General features: G+C 48.2%; 15 protein-coding genes, 1 tRNA gene and 1 other RNA gene. 11 read left to right on the top strand and 6 right to left on the bottom strand.

Going from position 1 to position 17,436, the window contains the following annotated elements; translation table 11 throughout:
* Positions 1–33: 33 nt before the first annotated feature.
* Positions 34–1,587, top strand: a complete 1,554-nt coding sequence (locus AC5JLB_RS16355; RefSeq protein ID WP_495874890.1) for a SulP family inorganic anion transporter — start codon at positions 34–36, stop codon at positions 1,585–1,587.
* Between the two features lies 1 nt (position 1,588).
* On the opposite strand, the gene moaC is transcribed toward AC5JLB_RS16355, so the two are convergent.
* Positions 1,589–2,107, bottom strand: a complete 519-nt coding sequence (moaC, locus tag AC5JLB_RS16350; protein WP_495874889.1) for a cyclic pyranopterin monophosphate synthase MoaC — start codon at positions 2,105–2,107, stop codon at positions 1,589–1,591.
* Between the two features lie 85 nt (positions 2,108–2,192).
* Between moaC and AC5JLB_RS16345 the strand changes: the two genes are divergently transcribed.
* Positions 2,193–2,266: transfer RNA gene (locus AC5JLB_RS16345), tRNA-Arg, on the top strand.
* A gap of 135 nt (positions 2,267–2,401) precedes the next feature.
* Here the strand turns inward: AC5JLB_RS16345 and AC5JLB_RS16340 are convergent.
* Together AC5JLB_RS16340 and AC5JLB_RS16335 are read right to left on the bottom strand one after the other, a co-directional pair.
* A complete protein-coding gene (locus tag AC5JLB_RS16340; protein ID WP_495874888.1) occupies positions 2,402–3,064 on the bottom strand; it encodes a hypothetical protein in 663 nt (220 codons plus the stop codon).
* 331 nt (positions 3,065–3,395) lie between these two features.
* Positions 3,396–3,722, bottom strand: coding sequence for a YbjQ family protein (locus AC5JLB_RS16335; RefSeq protein WP_495696821.1), 327 nt, complete (start codon positions 3,720–3,722; stop codon positions 3,396–3,398).
* 120 nt (positions 3,723–3,842) lie between these two features.
* Between AC5JLB_RS16335 and AC5JLB_RS16330 the strand changes: the two genes are divergently transcribed.
* On the top strand, positions 3,843–5,012 hold the full coding sequence (locus AC5JLB_RS16330) for a tetratricopeptide repeat protein (protein ID WP_495874887.1): 1,170 nt from the start codon (positions 3,843–3,845) through the stop codon (positions 5,010–5,012).
* 35 nt (positions 5,013–5,047) lie between these two features.
* Here the strand turns inward: AC5JLB_RS16330 and AC5JLB_RS16325 are convergent, their stop codons facing one another.
* The gene (locus AC5JLB_RS16325; RefSeq protein WP_495874886.1) at positions 5,048–5,305 is read right to left on the bottom strand and encodes a DUF1816 domain-containing protein; all 258 of its coding nucleotides are present in this window, start codon (positions 5,303–5,305) and stop codon (positions 5,048–5,050) included.
* Positions 5,306–5,546: 241 nt separating this feature from the next.
* Between AC5JLB_RS16325 and AC5JLB_RS16320 the strand changes: the two genes are divergently transcribed.
* From AC5JLB_RS16320 to AC5JLB_RS16310, 3 genes are all read left to right on the top strand, one after another.
* Positions 5,547–5,711, top strand: a complete 165-nt coding sequence (locus AC5JLB_RS16320; protein WP_495874885.1) for a hypothetical protein — start codon at positions 5,547–5,549, stop codon at positions 5,709–5,711.
* Positions 5,712–5,874: 163 nt separating this feature from the next.
* Positions 5,875–7,554: a DNA mismatch repair endonuclease MutL gene (gene mutL, locus AC5JLB_RS16315; protein WP_495874884.1), complete on the top strand. Its 1,680-nt coding sequence runs from the start codon at positions 5,875–5,877 to the stop codon at positions 7,552–7,554.
* Positions 7,555–7,718: 164 nt separating this feature from the next.
* Positions 7,719–8,369: an SH3 domain-containing protein gene (locus tag AC5JLB_RS16310; RefSeq protein WP_495874883.1), complete on the top strand. Its 651-nt coding sequence runs from the start codon at positions 7,719–7,721 to the stop codon at positions 8,367–8,369.
* 140 nt (positions 8,370–8,509) lie between these two features.
* Here the strand turns inward: AC5JLB_RS16310 and AC5JLB_RS16305 are convergent, their stop codons facing one another.
* Positions 8,510–9,454, bottom strand: a complete 945-nt coding sequence (locus tag AC5JLB_RS16305) for a hypothetical protein (protein WP_495874882.1) — start codon at positions 9,452–9,454, stop codon at positions 8,510–8,512.
* A 323-nt stretch (positions 9,455–9,777) separates the two neighbouring features.
* Between AC5JLB_RS16305 and AC5JLB_RS16300 the strand changes: the two genes are divergently transcribed.
* The 4 genes from AC5JLB_RS16300 (at position 9,778) to AC5JLB_RS16285 (ending at position 15,728) form a co-directional block, all read left to right on the top strand.
* Positions 9,778–11,973, top strand: coding sequence for a DEAD/DEAH box helicase (locus AC5JLB_RS16300; RefSeq protein ID WP_495874881.1), 2,196 nt, complete (start codon positions 9,778–9,780; stop codon positions 11,971–11,973).
* A 190-nt stretch (positions 11,974–12,163) separates the two neighbouring features.
* Positions 12,164–12,415, top strand: coding sequence for a hypothetical protein (locus tag AC5JLB_RS16295; RefSeq protein WP_495874880.1), 252 nt, complete (start codon positions 12,164–12,166; stop codon positions 12,413–12,415).
* Between the two features lie 178 nt (positions 12,416–12,593).
* On the top strand, positions 12,594–13,679 hold the full coding sequence (locus AC5JLB_RS16290; RefSeq protein WP_495874879.1) for a spore photoproduct lyase family protein: 1,086 nt from the start codon (positions 12,594–12,596) through the stop codon (positions 13,677–13,679).
* A gap of 243 nt (positions 13,680–13,922) precedes the next feature.
* Positions 13,923–15,728, top strand: a complete 1,806-nt coding sequence (locus AC5JLB_RS16285) for an ABC transporter ATP-binding protein (RefSeq protein WP_495874878.1) — start codon at positions 13,923–13,925, stop codon at positions 15,726–15,728.
* Positions 15,729–15,864: 136 nt separating this feature from the next.
* On the opposite strand, the gene AC5JLB_RS16280 is transcribed toward AC5JLB_RS16285, so the two are convergent.
* Entirely contained in the window at positions 15,865–16,467 is a 603-nt protein-coding gene (locus AC5JLB_RS16280; protein ID WP_495874877.1) for a hypothetical protein, read from the bottom strand.
* A gap of 421 nt (positions 16,468–16,888) precedes the next feature.
* Here AC5JLB_RS16280 and ssrA point away from each other — a divergent pair.
* Positions 16,889–17,272, top strand: a transfer-messenger RNA (tmRNA) gene (gene ssrA, locus AC5JLB_RS16275).
* The last annotated feature ends 164 nt before the right edge of the window (positions 17,273–17,436 follow it).

Below are 17,436 nucleotides of genomic sequence, written 5' to 3'. Positions count from 1 at the left end.
GTCTGCTGCTTAACCAAAATCAGCTACGATTACATGACCAAACCTGTCCAGGCACGGTTAATCAACGTCTTCTACAAAACATTGCTCATGCTGCTAAACAAAGGGCACACTTCTTCAGCGTTCGGTTGGAGTCTGCACCATCGCCATCTGCTTACAATCAGAACAGAAGTGCTTTCAGGAATCACGGTTGCATTGGCACTGATTCCCGAATCGTTGGCATTTGCCGCGATCGCCAAGGTTCCTCCGATGGTGGCGCTCTATACCTCTTTCTGTATGGCGATCGTGAGTGCGATCGCAGGGGGGCGTCCTGCCATGATTTCTGCCGCAACCGGATCGATGGCGCTCTTAATGGTTAGCCTCGTTGAGAAGCATGGCGTTGAGTACCTGTTCGCCGCCACAATGTTAACGGGAATGCTTCAGTTTCTAATTGGAGCGTTTAAGCTCGGTAAGCTGTTCAATTTTATTCCTCAAGCTGCGATCGCAGGCTTTGTCAATGCCCTCGGAATTCTGATTTTTCTAGCTCAAATTCAACAGCTTCCTGGAGAGCCTTGGCAGGCTTATGCTATGGTCGCGGTTACGCTCGCCATCGTTTATCTGTTTCCTCGGATTACAACAGCCATTCCGTCACCGTTAGTGGCTATTGTGGTGATGACGATCGCGGCAATGTCTCTCCAGTTACCCATTCGCCGGGTGGGAGATATCGGAGAGATCACGCGCAATTTGCCGATGTTTCATCTTCCTCAAGTCAGTGTCTCTCTAGAAACGCTGAGCATCATTCTGCCTTACGCAATTACCCTAGCGATCGTTGGCTTGCTCGAATCTCTACTGACAGCGGCTCTGGTGGATGACTTCACCGATACCCAAAGCTCTAAAAACAAAGAAGCGCGAGGTCAAGGCATTGCGAATTTCGTCACGGGCTGCATTGGCGGCATGGCAGGATGCGGCATGGTCGGACAGACCTTGATCAATGTGCGCTCGGGGGGTAGAAAACGGCTTTCAACTGCCGTTTCTGGAGTCTTTCTATTGTTTTCCATCTTTGTGCTGCAAGATGTTGTGCAACAAATTCCGATGGCAACCCTAATCGGTGTCATGATCATGGTAGCGGGCGAAACCTTTAGTTGGAAATCGCTCAAGACCCTGAAAACGTCGCCGTTTCCTGAAATTCTAGTCATGCCAGTTACAGTTTCAGTTGCTCTCTGTACGCATGACCTAGCCCAAGGCGTGTTAGCGGGGATGCTCTTCAGTCTGTTGCTGTTTGGTTGGCAACTCGCTCAAATCAACGCTACAAGCGCGATTGATCCAGATGGCGTCAAGCTCTACGAAGTGTCAGGACAGCTATTTTTTGGATCGGCGGCTAATTTTGTAGACCTGTTTCGGGTTAGTAGCGATCCTGAGCAGATCGTGATCGACTTTGCGCGCTCGCATATTTGGGATCAGTCCGCTGCCGACGCGATCGCGAAAGTTGTGGCCAAGTACGATCGCTTAGGCAAATCTGTTACTTTGGTCGGTCTTAATCTCAAGAGCTACCAATCCGCCAGACGTTCGGGCGTTCCCGAGCAAGTCATGAGGATTCAACAAGCGGCGTGATTTAGAGCGGTTTAGCCTCTTCTAATGGCGGCAAATCTGGTGCTCTGTAATCGCCAGATTTGCCGCCTGTTTTACTAATCAAGCAAATTTGCTCGATCTGAATTGATTTCTCTAGCGCCTTTGCCATATCGTATAGCGTCAGTGCGGCCACCGATACTGCTGTTAGTGCTTCCATTTCAACTCCCGTTTCTGCTCTCGTTCTTACCTCAGCCCGAATCGTGTAACCTGGTAACTCTGAATCAGGCGTAATGAGAACCTCGACTTTTTGAATCGGCAACGGATGACACAGCGGAATCAGAGTTGCTGTTTGTTTGGCTGCCATAATGCCTGCAAGTCTTGCCGTTCCCAAAACATCCCCTTTTGGCGCATCGCCTGCTGCGATCGCGGCTATCGTCTGGGGCAACATTCTGACTCGCCCTTGAGCGATCGCAGCTCTAACCGTTAGCTCCTTTGTCGAAACGTCCACCATTTGCGCTTGTCCTTGAGGATCGAGATGAGACAGAGATTGATGATTTTCCATAAGAATGAGGTCTCAAAAAAATGAAGGTTCAAACATTTGTGTCACCACACTTGATGTGATAGTATAGATTTCTAGTGAAGCGCAAGGGCTTGTAGCTCAGTGGACTAGAGCACGTGGCTACGGACCACGGTGTCGGGGGTTCGAATCCCTCCTAGCCCGTTACAACAGAAAAGGGATGTACCAAGAAGAGGTACATCCCTTTTCTGTTTTTTGTGTCAATTCCTTCTCTATTAAAAATCCCCTTGCTAGACCTAGCAAGGGGATTTCAGCAACTTATTGATTTCTAGCTAGAAACTAACGGTTCGGTTCAGTGTAAACAGGGCGATCATTGTTGTGAGCGGCACGAGGGCTACGAGCGCCCACAACTGCACCGATCAAGGAAGAAAGTAATCCTAGCAATGAACCCAATACAAAAGACCAAGCTGCTTTAGAAGTATTGCCTGCAATGTCGCGAGCTTGGTTTGCCGTCACATTAGGAGGAGTGGTTGGAATTGCGTTAGGATTAACACCACCTGGAGGAACTACCTGATTTGCCACTTCGCCAGCATTAGATGCTAGAACGCCAAACGCGCCAGAAACACCACTTGCCAACAAGTAAGCACTGAGAGCTAAGGTGGTTGCCCACAAAATTGCAGCATTTAAGAGAGCTGTACTACGGTTCATTGGGCCGCAGGCGCGAGCCATTACCCAGTTGCCGATAAATAGTGAAATCAGTAAGCTGAGGATTGACCACCAGCCAACAGCACTCGCCACATCAGGAGCATCAGTTCTGGGTGCGCCAGAGTTAGCGATCGACGTTGCCCCGATCGCAGCACCTAATGCACTAAGAATTAACTGAGAAACTAGGGCAACGAAAAGTCCTGCGATAATCGGACCCCAACGAACGCGATCGTGATAGTCTGCCACCGGTTGGATCATTGCTGCCGTTTCGGTAATTGGTCGGTTAGTATAAGCCATGTAAATTAGCTCCCAAAAGTGATAGTCTTTTACAGAAAATTTAGACTTGAGCATCACTTTAGGCTTTGTTTTAATCACATATCTCTATCAGTAGTGAGAATCTTAGTGAAATACCTGGTCTACCATTGGTTAGATATGATTTGTAGAACCTGTGTGTATGAATGACACGTAAATCTCTGAACTAGGACAAAAGTTTCTAGTTTTGCTGAAAAGGTGCGAATTAAATGACAATCCTTGCCTATTGCCGATGCCGTTTAGGAGCGCTTGAGGTCAGAAATGCAGCAAGAGGTTTTGTCAAATTGATATTCAGTACAGAAGCGTGCATTGGTGTTTAGCGAAGTCTAACTGCTGTTCCGACTGCTGTAATCAATAACAACACTCCTGATTGATCCATATTGATTGTGCCAGTATCGATTTCAATGCCAATTACTGCATGTGCTCCCAACTGTTGAGCGCGCTTTTCTAACTCCGCCATGGCATCACGCTGTCCACGCTCAAACACACGCTCATAGGCAGCAGTCCGCCCACCAATAATGTCTCGAATGCCCGCAAAAAAATCTCTTAGAGCATTGCTACCGTACACAACTTCAGCCGTGACAATGCCTAGATACGCTTCAATATCTGCGTTTTGAACTACATCAGTTGTCGTTAAAATCATGCTCTTCTCCTTGCAATAAGGTTAAAGGATACTAACATTTCTTCTTGTTTATTAAACTATGACTAATAAAAATAGCGAACAGCTTGAAGTTTGTAGCAAAGGTATGGTAATCGGTAATTAATGAATCGTAATAAAACCTTGTCTTGGGCAGTTTGCATGATAGAGCGATTAGCACAGAGCGCCATTCTAAAAAAACCGATTCGAGTCACTGTCAATGTTCTCTTTGCTGGCTTTATTGTTTTCTCATCTCAAATTGGACAGGCTCAATCTCCAGAGCGTGATCCATCTTCGCGGTTGGATGCAGATCAAGAACTCAATGCACTCGTTGAGCAAGGTCGAAAGCTAGCTGACACAAAGAACTGGGCAGGAGCGCTTGATGCGTTTCAAAAGGCGGCGGTTTTGGATGGTAAAAATGCTCGAATTTTTTCGGGAATTGGCTATATCCAAGCTCAAACAGGTAACTTTGAGGAAGCAGCCGCTGCCTACCGTCAAGCGATCGCGCTTGATCCAGATAATGCCGATTTTGAGTACGCTTTAGGCTTCAGTTTGGCTAGTGCAGGAGATGATTCGGCGGCAGCCACTTCTTATCGTCGAGCCATCAAGCTAGATGCGAAAAATGCCAATGCCTATCTAGGATTGGGCACTGTTCTGGCGCGTCAAGAACAATATGATGAGGCAATCAGGACTTATAAGCAACTCATCAAGGTCGAGCCTAAAAATGCAGAAGCCCAAGAAGCGATCGGGCTACTCTACCTTCAGCAGGGCAATACCGAAGCGGCAATTCTGGCTCTGCAAGCTGCTGCAACTTTAGAGTCTCGCCGCAGCAGTGTTCAAATGGGCTTAGGACTAGCGTGGTTGAGCCAAGGCAATCGGGAATCGGCACTCGCCGCATTCAATCGTGCGGCACGGCTCGCTCCCGATAATGGAAAGCTCCATTTGCAAATTGGCAATGCTTTAGAAGCAACAGGAGATGGGCAGGGAGCGCTGGCAGCTTACCAGAAAGCGGTAAATACCAGCCCTGATTTAGCAGAGGCTCAACTTGCTTTAGCAGATTTGGCCTTTGAACAAAAGGAAACGATGCGATCGCTGCTTGCCTACCGCGAAGTGATTCGTCTATCCCCCAATAGTGCACGAGCCTACTATCAGTTGGGCATGGTTTTGAAAATGCGCGATCGCACTCAGGAAGCAATCGAGGCGTTGCAAAAAGCTCAAACTCTCTACCAGCAGCAAGGTCAATCTGATGATGCTAAGCGAGTTGAAACAGCACTAAAAGAATGGACTCGATCGTAATCGTTTCTTTTTCCTAGTCTGTAATTGATCGGAAATTAATAGGGCTGTCCGTCGACAAGGGTGAGCGCTGTCGGATGGCAGCGTTTGATGATGGAATGAATGCCGATCGCGCCTTCGCCGTTAAGATCTTCCAGATAACCAGGACAAGCGGCTTCCGCCTCTGTTGGATGATCAAATGGACCAAAATAGTAAACGCAAGACGGCTCATGGGTAGAAACCTCGACCCACCAAGCTTGTTTTGCTGCTTGAAGAAACCCGATCGCAAATTCTTGAATTGCCTGTAATAGAAACATGGTTGAAATTTAATACCAGTAGGTTAAGAACGGCAATTTTTAGCTAGAGTTCCAGCTTCCTGAAATATTAACTACACTCCAAATTAAGTTGTTATCACAGGAAATTAAGTTGTCATCCCAAGCGTAATCCTTGCAGGAAGAGTACTTCGAGCTTTCAATTTATTAATAGCGATCCCCTTTTAAGAAGGGGTATTAAATTTAACAATTTGAAGATTCCTTAGCTCGAGCAAGGAGAATGGCTATGACTCAGTACAAGCGTATTTTAGGACTGATGATATCGGTTCTTTGCATCGGAATTGCACTGGGATTGACGCTATACTCCTCCATCCCTAATCCTAGAATTGTGGCTAATGTGATATTTGGTCTAGCAGCTTTTATCACGCTATTTAGTTCTCTAGAGTGGTAGTGAGCTGTCAACTTTAGATTGATGAGTTTAGAGAGAAATGAAAGAATGACGATGCTTACTTCATCTCTCATTCTTGGGTGGACGAGCACTAACCCCTGATGTTGAGACTGAAGCTTCTGAAGCAGTGGCGCAGGTATTCCTCCCTATCTTCTAAACTAAAAGAATGGGGTTTACGATTCAGCCACTTCCAATCGACGTTGTGCATCTGATGGCTGCTGGAGAAGTGATCGATTCGCTCTCAGCAGTGGTACGCGAATTGGTGGAAAACGCGTTGGATGCAGGCGCAACTCGAATTTCGGTTTCGATCTGGGCAGACCAATGGCGAGTGCGCGTCTCTGATAATGGTACAGGCATGACGCTAGAGAATTTGCAGCAAGCGGCACTGCCTCACACGACAAGTAAAATTCGCGATCGCGCTGATTTGCAAACCATTCAAAGTCTCGGTTTTCGCGGAGAAGCGCTATATAGCTTAGCTCAGCTTTCTAACCTGGAAATTCTCAGCCGTGCTGGGGCTGAGCAAGGCTGGCGAGTGGTTTACGACGCGGGGGGCAATCCGATCACAACCGAAACCGTTGCGATCGCGCCCGGCACGATTATCACTGTAGATCGCTTGTTTGAAACTTGGGCGGCTCGCCGGGATGGGTTGCCGTCTGCCGCGCAACAGCTAAAAGCGGTTCAGACGATGATTTACCATTTAGCGCTCTGCCATCCTCACGTCACTTGGCAGGTTCAGCAGGGGGAGCGCGAGTGGATCAGTCTATGGGCAAGCCGCACGCCCAAACAAAGCCTGCCACAAATGGTGCGCGGCGTGCGCGGAGAGGAATTACAAGAAGTTCAGTTGACGTTGAGTAAGTCATCAACATCTGAGGCATCAACATCTGAGGCATCGCTTTATCTACTATTGGGATTGCCCGATCGCTGTCATCGTCGTCGCCCTGACTGGGTAAAAGTGGCGGTTAATGGACGGCTCATACACATGCCCGAATTAGAGCAGACGCTACTGGCGGGGTTTCGCCGCACTCTACCGCGCGATCGCTATCCGGTTTGCTTTCTGCATCTGCATCTCCCGCCCGCCCATATCGACTGGAATCGCCATCCTGCCAAGGCGGAAATCTATTTGCACAACCTCGACTATTGGCAAGAACAAGTGACGAGCGCGATCGAGCAAGCCTTTCGGCTCAACCCAAAATCATTGCCTGACGATCTATACTCCAGTCGAGTCGGGACTTTGCTAAAAGCCGCAGAATCTGAAGGAGGCTATACTGTTCATCGAGAGATTGCCCCTGCTGCGCCGACGCTATCCCCGCTGCGAGCGATCGCGCAAGTTCACAATCGCTATATCTTGGCAGAACACGCCAGCGGTATGTGGCTCGTCGAACAGCACATTGCCCATGAACGGGTGTTGTATGAGCAGATCTGCGATCGCTGGCAAGTCGTTTCTCTCGAACCTGCGATCGTTCTCAATCAACTCACTCATGCCCAAGTTGAGCAGTTACAGCATCTCGGACTGACGGTAGAACGCTTTGGCGACCAGCTATGGGCAGTGCGCTCAATTCCTACTCTTTTGGCTGAGCGAGAAGACCGCGCGGAGGCATTACTAGAACTCAGTTTAGGAGGCGATTTGCAAACGGCACAAGTTGCGATCGCGTGCCGCAGTGCGATTCGGAATGGTACTCCTCTGACCCTCGCAGACATGCAAACGCTGCTCAACCAGTGGCAGCAGACTCGAAATCCTCGTACCTGTCCGCACGGACGTCCTATCTACCTAGCTTTAGAAGAATCTGCCCTCGCTCGTTTCTTTCGACGACATTGGGTGATCGGCAAAAGTCATGGGCTGGAATAATGGGTCGTTCTGCGGAACGTTGGATTTTTGAAACTATATCGCAGCATCAGCAGTAGGAACCCTTACAAATCACGAATTCCGGATCGACTTGCCTTATAATCTCAGGCAGGATATTTACATGGGTACGTGATCCTACCCTTCTATTCCGTGAGGAGTTTAATACCATGATGAAAGCGAAGGCTTGGCGTCAATCAGTCAGTGCTTTGGTTGTTTTGGCAGTGTCTACCGTTAGTGGTGCTGCACTCGCCCAAATCCAATCTTCCCAAACGACTCAAACTACATCTAATACTCTAGTTGCTCAAGGATCGTTGGTTGGTCAGAGGCGATGTGCTAAGCAGCCCACTGCCATTTTCGGCGATCGTACTGCAACCAGTGCAGTGGTTAGGGCATTAACCACCAATCAATCTGTAACGCTTTCCGAAAATGCGGCTCAAGCTGGCTTTATTGGTGTCAGTGCCCCATCTCCAGGATTTGTGCAAACCGTCAATCTGAAGCTCTGTCCCGGTACTCCATCACCGTCTCCGTCCCCGTCTCCATCACCGTCTCCGTCTCCGTCCCCGTCCCCGTCTCCTAATGCCTTATGTCGCTCCGTTCGCGCACAACAGGGACTGATTGCTCGCCGTGGGCCTAGCGTGAGTTCTGCCTATGTCGGTAGCGTAGCGTACAACTCAAAAGTGTATGTGACGAGAAATCCTCCCAATTCTAAAACTGAAGCGGATGGTCGGATTTGGATCGAGATCAATCGACCGATCGCAGGCTGGGTTTCCAATGGCTTTATCAATACACCTGGCTCAAACTTGGTTTACTGCCAATAGACACATTCTTCCAATGGCTTACTACTAAACCAGTTTTTGCTGAGAGGCTGATAAAGCCTCTCAGCAGTCAAGACAGACTGTAATTCAATTAGAATCGCTTCTGTCTATCAAAAGGACTTGAAACGACATGGTGAGTCCTCTTACAGACCCGCTGTGCAAACCGGACGATTGTTTGCATTCAACTTAATCTTCCCTTCAGTTCCATTGACCATAAAGGGTACTTGCTGATCTCCTACAACACGGACAAAGGTAGGTCTATCTTGCAAGCAGGCTTGCACCGCAGATGCCCAGCTTGGCAAGTCCTTAGACAACTTATCAGTAATAGGCGTATTGCTAGTAACTGACGCCTCTTGCACAACTTTAATATCCATTGGCAAAGTGAATCGAGCAGGTGTCACAGGCGGCGTTGGTAGAGTGACTTGCTTAATGCCGGTAATGGTTTCCTCCTCTAGCACCATTGTGGTTGCACTGGGCTGAGTAGAGGGCGTAGTGGATTGTTCTCCAGAGGGCGCTGGAGCCGGTGTTGCTGGTGGAGGTGATGTGGGAGTCGTGGAAGGCGTCGAATCTGGCGTCGTTGGCGTCGTCCCATTGTTAGGCGTATTCGGAGTTCCCTGATCAGCGGGCGATTCCGTTTGAGATGGGGAGGTTGGAGTTGTAGAAGGCGTCGAGTCCGGCGTCGTCGGTGTCGTCCCATTGCTAGGCGTATTCGGAGTCACTTGATCAGCGGGCGATTCCGGCTGAGAAGGCGAGGTCGGAGTTGTAGAAGGCGAGGTCGGAGTTGTAGAAGGCGTCGAGTTGGTGTCAGGAGTGCTTTGATCTACATTGCTGCCCGGACCTGGGTCAAGGGGTGAAGAGGTTGTGCCACCACTGCTGCCGGGATTTACAGGCGATCCAGGCGTGGACGAATCGGGCGTAGACTGCGCGATCGTAGATCCTTCTGGCGCAGAAGGTGTCATCTTGACGAGCTTCTCTGTTTGAACCGCTCCTTTGGTATCTTTCGCGATCGACAGTGTTTCCGCAGCAACAGGGAATAGGGAACCCGCTAAGATTGCAACAACACTTGCAGCAGCAATAGGCTTCAACATGCTCACGTTCATCTCCAAACTATATAAGGTCAATATCTAGGCTTTCTAGCAACCTGACAGGCGTGACTTAACTAAAAGACTCGAACGCCGCAAACTTCTAAAGTTTCGTCAACTTTAAATTCAAAATGTGTAAACACCGTGAACCCTACTAAACTACCACTAATTACCTCAACCAACTGCCAGACAGATTCTCGATCGGCACATGGTTGTCAGGTTGAAGGAGAGAAGTCTTCAATCTCGCCTCTCTTTACAATTCTCCTGTAATCAATGACATCACAACCTCTGTTAAGTGATTTCTTCCATTTACAGTTAAAACGCTGATAATGCAGTATCCGTATTCTCGTCTTTCTCCCTTCATTAAAGAATATATTTATACCAATGGTTGGTCTTCACTTAGGCCAATTCAAGCAGAAGCGTGTCGTATTATATTTGACACACCAAATCATCTATTGATTGCAGCAGGAACGGCCTCTGGAAAAACTGAAGCAGCATTCCTTCCTGTATTGACTATGTTGCATGAGCAGCCTCCTAACGGGGTTGGTGCACTATATATCAGTCCTATCAAAGCACTGATTAATGACCAGTTCGATCGCTTAACCGACTTATTGAAAAATGCTGATATTCCTGTGTGGGCTTGGCATGGAGATGTAACGCAAAGCCGCAAGAAAAAGCTGCTTGAGAACCCCCAAGGCATTCTGCAAATTACACCCGAATCGTTGGAGAGTTTATTAATCAATAAAAGCGCTCATCTTTCTGGTATATTCGGAGACTTGCGCTTTGTAATTATTGATGAAATTCACGCATTCATTGGCAGCGATCGCGGCTGTCAAATTTTATGCCAACTGTCTCGTCTTGCTAAGGCAACCGGAAACGTGCCGCGTCGAATTGGACTGTCAGCAACATTGGGCGACTATTCTCTAGCTGAAGAGTGGTTGAAGGGTGACACTTTTCAATCTGTCACTACACCAATGCTAGAAACTGCTCAGCGAAAGATTCAGCTTTCACTAGAACATTTTTACGATCCGGGACTAGTCGTGCGGGCAAAAGGAGACACCCGAGACAAAGCGTTTAATCCTTATCATTTGCATCTATTTAACCAAACGCAGGGCAAGAAAAGTTTAGTGTTTGCCAATGGACGAACGGCAACAGAAGACGCGATCGCCGTGATGCGAGAGATTGCGACAGCGAAAGGACATCCAGATCTCTATCACGTTCATCATGGTAGTATCTCTGCCCCCCTTAGAGAAGCGGCAGAAGCGGCAATGCGAAATTCTGATATGCCCACTGTTACAGCCGCAACCGTGACCTTCGAGATGGGAATTGATTTAGGACACCTCGATCGGGTGATTCAATTAGAGTCGCCTGCCTCTGTTGCCAGTTTCTTGCAGCGATTGGGACGCTCTGGCAGACGGAGCGGCGTATCTGAAATGGAGCTTATCTGTGTGGAAGATAAGCCCACAGGTGAAGAGTCGTTGCCTGAGCAAATTCCTTGGCAGTTGTTGCAGTGCATTGCTGTAGTTCAGCTTTACCTGGAAGAGAAATGGATTGAACCACCGCGTGCTATGCAGTATCCCTTCAGTTTGCTGTATCACCAAACGATGAGCGTATTGGCGTCTTTAGGAGAACTGTCTCCTGCCGCGATCGCGCAGCAAATTCTAACCCTGCCACCGTTCCGCTCAATTTCACAAGACGATTTTCGAGTGTTCTTAAGACATTTAATTGAGATTGATCATATTGAGAGAACAGTAGAAGGGGGGCTAATTGTCGGACTTGCAGGAGAGAAAGTCATCAATAATTTTAAGTTCTATGCCATCTTTCCTGACACAGAGGAATACTCAGTTAAACATAACGGAAAAGCAATCGGAAGTATTATCATTCCGCCTGTGGAAGGCGATCGCTTTTCTCTTGCAGGACGCACGTGGGAAGTTCATGCAGTTGATAGCAAAAAGAAAATCATTGAAGTTAAACTGTCAACAAAATCTGTCACATCAAGTTCATGGCGTGGCACATCTGGGGAAGTTCATACTAGAGTGCTACAGAGAATAAAAAAAGTATTGCAAGAGACAACGCTATATTCCTACTTAACGCCGAATGCAAGCCAGCGGCTTCAGGACGCGAGAGCGTTTTCTCGGTCAGCCGGAATTTTAGATCATCCAATACAATTTTTAGACGAAAAGGTTTGCTGTATTTTTCCGTGGATGGGTACGATCGCGTTCCGTACTTTGGAAAGGTTCTTGCGATCGTACGGCAAACCATCCCTCGGCATTAAAAGTATCAAAGCGCGATCGCCCTACTTTCTCGTCGTGCGCTTGGGTAACTGTTCGCTTGACACCTTGCGCTATGAGCTACAGTCTCTCTCGGAACGACGCTTCAATCTAGAGGAATTCCTTGATCCAGACGAGGTTCCAACATTGCAGAAATACGATGAATACATTCCACCTGAGCTATTACGCAAAAGCTTTATCGCTGACTATTTGGATGTTGAAGAACTAACGGACTTTGCAAGTCAGTGGATATGAGCGACTTGGAACAATTAGGTATCAAGCGCTACTTCTTGGATATTGCTGTATAAGCCTTGGCGCAGTGGCGCTCAACTGCGATCGCATCAAGCACCATATTTACTACTGCTATAGGTAGATGACAAACTTGGTAACATTTACCTTCAAATCTGATATGCTACCTAGATAAAATTATTGAGAGGCTAAAACGGTGTTATCTCAAGAACCACAGGTTGTTGATTTAGAACTGTCGGATAGGGAGTATTTAGATCTATTAGCCCAAGGACGCGATCCGGTTAGAGAACAGTCTTACACCAAAGAATTGATAGCGTTTGGATTTACAAACGAATACACTACCCGTGTTGTGCCGTTGTTTGACAAAGCAGACGGTACGATCGCAGAAAAAATTCTTGTCAACTCTACGCTGAAGCAAATTTGGCAACTTCTTCAACAGAATGCCTAACATTTCAACCCAAATTTACCGTTCATACTCACAACTGACCTCTTCACTATCCCTGCACTGCTCCAGCAGATCAACGGAAGATACCTCTATCTCAAGTAGCGTATAAGCCGCTCAGCGTGTAGATTACAGCAATTAGAATCGTTGTCATAATAGAGCTATTGAGACATATAGAGAAAGCATGACTAGTTCTGTGACGATGGTTGCTTCACCGATTGCTGATGCTTCTGATAGTGGAATTCGCAAGGCGCGTTTGTGGATGCCAGAGCGGGTGATGTTTACCCCTGACGCTCTGAAGGAGCCGTGGGGACAGCAGATTCTTGAGCGGGTGCAGGCGTTAGGCTTGCCCATGAACGAGTTGAAGCAGAATCGATTGACGGGCTTGCGTGGCGACACTGAGCGAGAGACCTATGCCACTGCAAAGCGGACGTTAGCAGTTGTGAATGCGCCCAAAGGACAGTTTAAGCTGAGTCCGATTCCTCCTTCTGCCGATTGGCAGTTTCACATTGCAGAGGGATGCCCTGCCCACTGCCAATATTGCTATTTAGCAGGCAGCTTGCAAGGGCCGCCTGTGATTCGGGTGTATGCTAACCTGCCGCAAATTTTGGGTAATTTAGCTGCCTATGAACGATCGGGCAGCGAGACGAGCTATGAAGTGAGTTGTTATACCGATCCGCTAGGCATTGAGCACTTGACCGGAAGCTTAGCTGAAGCGATTCGCTATTTTGGTACTCGTGAGGATGGCTATTTGCGCTGGGTGTCGAAGTTTGACAATGTTGAGGGTCTGTTAGACCTGCCTCATCATGGACACACGCGTTGCCGTTCTAGCGTGAATGCGGCATCGATTAGCGATCGCTTAGAAGGCGGTACAGCATCTGTTTCGGCTCGACTTCGCGGATTGCGGCGCTTAGGTTTAGAAGGCGGGTATCCGATCGGAGTAGTGATTGCGCCGATTATGCCGATTCCCGATTGGCAAGAGCAATATACCCAGTTGCTCGATAACATGTCTGAGGAGTTGGATTTCGATTGCGATCTGACGGTGGAGCTGATCACCCATCGGTTTACTCCTGGATCGAAGGATGTCTTGCTTAGTTGGTATCCCAACACCAAGTTAGATTTGGATGAGTCGTCGCGGGTGGTGAAGCGCAATAAGTTCGGCGGCATGAAGTATGTCTATGACGCGAAGACGATGCGCGAGTTGCGTCAGTTTTTTGAGCGCGAGATTGGGCGGCGGTTTCCTCGCGCTAAGATCTTGTACTGGACGTAGTGATTCGGATAGCGTTGGGTTCTGCAACAATTTTGCGATTCAAGAGGCTGAGTGTAGGCTAGAAGGTATTTGACTCTTCCTGAATCTCGGTGTCCGACCCTTGGGGCTTGCCCCCAAACCCCATTGGGGGACGGTTGCCTCCCCCAAACCCCCTGCAAACGAGACAAGGGTGGGCGATTCGAGATACTGGAATATAGGGAGTGATAGCTCTCTTTGAAACAAATGGACTAGTAATTGTTGAACATGATTCGCGGTGTCTCTCAGCTTTTATCTACATTTCGCTACTGTGGACGAGCGATTCAATTAGTTTGGACGACCAATCGCAGATTGACGATCGTACTTGCCCTGTTTACCCTAATTTCTGGGTTGGTTCCGGCGATCATTGCCTACGCCGGAAAGCTGATTGTCGATACTGTGGTACTGGCATCTCGCACTGGCTCTGCTAGCGATCGCTGGGCAGCGATCGGATATTTGGGATTTGAAGCCGTTGTCGTGGCAGTGCAAACGGGCAGCCGCCAAGGTATCGCCTTGTGTCAGTCGCTACTGAGAGTGTTGCTCGGGCAGAAGGTGAATGAACTGATTTTAGGAAAAGCCCTCACTCTCGATCTGGCTCACTTTGAAGACTCAGAATTCTATGACAAGATGACGCGGGCGCGGCGAGAAGCGTCCAGTCGGCCATTGAGCCTCGTCGGGCGCACGTTTGGATTGGTGCAAGACTCGCTCACCATCATCACCTATGGGGGACTGCTGATCCAGTTTTCGGTTTGGGCCGTTGTGGTGCTGATGCTTGCTGCCGTTCCCGCCTTTGTTTCTGAGACGCGATTCGCTGGACAAGCCTTTCGGCTGTTTCAGTGGCGCACACCCGAATCGAGACAGCAAAATTATTTAGAATGGCTCATTGCCAATGAAGCTCCTGCGATGGAGATTAAGCTCTATCAGTTGGGACGAATGCTACTCGATCGCTATCGAGCGATTTTCTACCGTCTATACGCAGAAGATCGTGACCTGACGATTCGGCGCGGCGTGTGGAGCTATCTGCTGAGCTTGGTCAGTACGATCGCATTCTATGGGGCCTATGTTTGGATTGTCTGGGAAACGATCGCCGGACAAATAACGCTTGGCGAACTAACGATGTATCTCGTGGTGTTTCGGCAAGGACAAACAGCGTTTGCCTCGATTTTAACGGCAGTTGGAGGTATGTATGAAGACTCGCTGTACCTCTCCAACCTGTACGAGTTTCTAGAAGAAGAAGTTCCCGAACCAATGGGGCAGGCAGTCCAAGGCATTGCACCGCAAGACGGAATACGATTTGAACACGTCACGTTCTACTACCCTGGAAACCCAAAGCCTGCGCTCAATGATGTGTCGTTTCATCTCAAACCGGGAGAGAAGCTTGCGATCGTGGGTGAAAACGGCTCAGGTAAAACAACGCTGATCAAACTTCTAACAAGGCTTTACGAGCCTACTTCTGGACAAATTTTCTTAGATGGATTGAAGCTAGAACAGTGGGACACGGCTGTTCTACAGCGTCGCATCGGTGTGATTTTTCAGAGCTTCATGAAGTATCAATTTAGCGTGGGTGAAAATGTTGGGGTTGGTGATGTCGTCAATTTAGACGATCGCGATCGCTGGGGTGTTGCCGCAGATAAAGGCAATGCATTACCATTCATTGATGAACTATCGGATGGATTCGACACGCAACTCGGTCGTTGGTTCAAAGCAGGTCGAGAACTTTCAGGCGGACAATGGCAGAAGATCGCTTTATCTCGCGCATTTATGCGAACCAGCGCCGACATTTTAGTGTTAGATGAACCGACTTCTGCAATGGATGCTGAGTCTGAAGTTCAAATCTTCGAGCGGTTTCGAGAAATGACGCCCAACCAAATGGCAATCCTCATCTCCCATCGATTCTCCACCGTGCGAATGGCAGATCGAATTATGGTGATGTCTGCTGGAGAAGTAACCGAGCAAGGAAGTCACGAACAGCTATTAGATTTGAAGGGGCGGTATGCACACTTATTTGCCCTTCAAGCAGCAGGTTATCAGTAGTCACAATATGTTGGCAGCAAGCATGGTAAAAGTCGTAACAGATCTTAGAAGCTAATTTGCTACATTCGCTATCTAGTCCGCTGCCAGCGAGCAACCTTTGCAGACATTCTCTACCAGCAAGAACCACGCCCTGACCCTACTTTTGCACTTTAAAGATCGTTCTCCAAGCTTTTACAGTGCCTTTTCCAATTTCGATATCGCTAGTTCCGCCGTTCTCCCACTCTAATCGAATTCGTGTATTTTCATCTGGAGCATTGGAGAGTGCCATCGCCAGATCAGGAGAAACAGAACCCGATTCGTAGGTATAAACTTGACCTCGAACAGCGAGTAAGATTCTCCGGGGAGTCAAGTCAGTCCGAACTTCGCGATACACGGCTCGTTGAGTGGGATAGCTTTCTTGTCTTTTTCTAGACTTGCATCGATTGCTCTTACGACGATCGCAGTAGGCATCAGGAACCCATCGAGTTTCCCAAACAGTCTCGTAGCCGATCAAAATTGAATCTTTTTTAACATAGGTGGCGCGAATTCCTTGCTTTGACCAACTACTGATAAAAGCGAACCTATTTGTGAAGTGCTTATCGTAAACAACAGAACCATCAAACGGATCGTTAATCACCTGAGACCAAGCGACGGGCGAATCTTCTTGAACAGGAGCAGATTGGACAGCAGCAAGGGTAGCAGGCGTTACGTTGAGGGATAGCACTAACCCAATCCCAAACTTCAACAACAGTTTAGTCATCAAAGAATCTCCGCCTTGAAAGTATTGAAAGGTATTTGAGCAGATGCAAAGAACTGGCATTTAGGCAGAGCAAACGCTGCCTAATTCTGCGTGGCAAAGCGACCCGATTCTATTCTTCTAATTAATAATTTACCGTTGTCATTCTGATTCCTGCAACCCTACCGCTGACCTTACAGTACCATTCCATAGTTTTTGGTAGCTGTGTTATCTCACGTACGCAATGTTGAGTTGGAGGACTCGCCTAATTGGTTGTTGTGCGCGATCGCTACCTTAATTCTTTCCCGTCATCCACCCGATCCTCACTGTTTTTGTTGAGTCTGCTGCGTCTAATGCTGCCCTCAAATCATGCACCATTCTGATGATTGGGCATCCAGACAACTTTTCAAATCCCAAAATTTCGCGCTATAATTGAGGAACACTTGGGGCTGTAACGGTTTCGACGGGCTAGCGAACGATACGCTATGCAGGTCGAGAGGGAGTCTACTCTCGTAAATCCAGGCTCAAAAGAATAGATGCAAACAACATCGTTCCTTTTGCTCGCAAGGCAGCAGCAGTTGCCTAATTAAAAACCTCTTCTAGGTTTGAGCACTCACAGTTCGACGCCGTTAAGGATTGTGAGTTAACCCCAACGGCTGCTCTAGACGCTCGCCTCTGGTCGGTCGGCTAGTTAAGACAATACTAGAGAATCCCATCGTTCGGGATAATGAACGATTCCCGCTTTGAGGACTAGAAAAGCTAAACCTGTGAATGAGTGGCGTACTAATACCTAGTTTGGACACGGGTTCGACTCCCGTCAGCTCCACTAAAAAGACGATCTAGTAGCGATACTGGGTCGTTTTGTTTTTTTACAGGTTCATCCTCTGAATCTTACGGGACTAATTTTCCCCGTACTGCTAGATCGAGGATGAGCGATCGTAGTTTTGCGATGCCGTTGGGTGCTTGGGCGATCGTATAGAAGTGTTCTAAATT

It is taken from the genome of Myxacorys chilensis (assembly GCF_059505265.1).
Note: the sequence above shows the minus strand (reverse complement) of the source record. Positions and strands in the feature narration are given on the sequence as shown.

Coding starts and splice junctions, on each gene's coding strand:
- AC5JLB_RS16320 (WP_495874885.1), top strand. CDS start 5,547: ATGACTCAGTACAAGCGTATTTTAGGACTGATGATATCGGTTCTTTGC.
- AC5JLB_RS16300 (WP_495874881.1), top strand. CDS start 9,778: ATGCAGTATCCGTATTCTCGTCTTTCTCCCTTCATTAAAGAATATATT.
- AC5JLB_RS16280 (WP_495874877.1), bottom strand. CDS start 16,467: ATGACTAAACTGTTGTTGAAGTTTGGGATTGGGTTAGTGCTATCCCTC.
- AC5JLB_RS16335 (WP_495696821.1), bottom strand. CDS start 3,722: ATGATTTTAACGACAACTGATGTAGTTCAAAACGCAGATATTGAAGCG.
- AC5JLB_RS16290 (WP_495874879.1), top strand. CDS start 12,594: ATGACTAGTTCTGTGACGATGGTTGCTTCACCGATTGCTGATGCTTCT.
- AC5JLB_RS16355 (WP_495874890.1), top strand. CDS start 34: ATGACCAAACCTGTCCAGGCACGGTTAATCAACGTCTTCTACAAAACA.
- moaC (WP_495874889.1), bottom strand. CDS start 2,107: ATGGAAAATCATCAATCTCTGTCTCATCTCGATCCTCAAGGACAAGCG.
- AC5JLB_RS16330 (WP_495874887.1), top strand. CDS start 3,843: ATGAATCGTAATAAAACCTTGTCTTGGGCAGTTTGCATGATAGAGCGA.
- AC5JLB_RS16305 (WP_495874882.1), bottom strand. CDS start 9,454: ATGTTGAAGCCTATTGCTGCTGCAAGTGTTGTTGCAATCTTAGCGGGT.
- AC5JLB_RS16285 (WP_495874878.1), top strand. CDS start 13,923: ATGATTCGCGGTGTCTCTCAGCTTTTATCTACATTTCGCTACTGTGGA.
- AC5JLB_RS16325 (WP_495874886.1), bottom strand. CDS start 5,305: ATGTTTCTATTACAGGCAATTCAAGAATTTGCGATCGGGTTTCTTCAA.
- AC5JLB_RS16340 (WP_495874888.1), bottom strand. CDS start 3,064: ATGGCTTATACTAACCGACCAATTACCGAAACGGCAGCAATGATCCAA.
- mutL (WP_495874884.1), top strand. CDS start 5,875: ATGGGGTTTACGATTCAGCCACTTCCAATCGACGTTGTGCATCTGATG.
- AC5JLB_RS16310 (WP_495874883.1), top strand. CDS start 7,719: ATGATGAAAGCGAAGGCTTGGCGTCAATCAGTCAGTGCTTTGGTTGTT.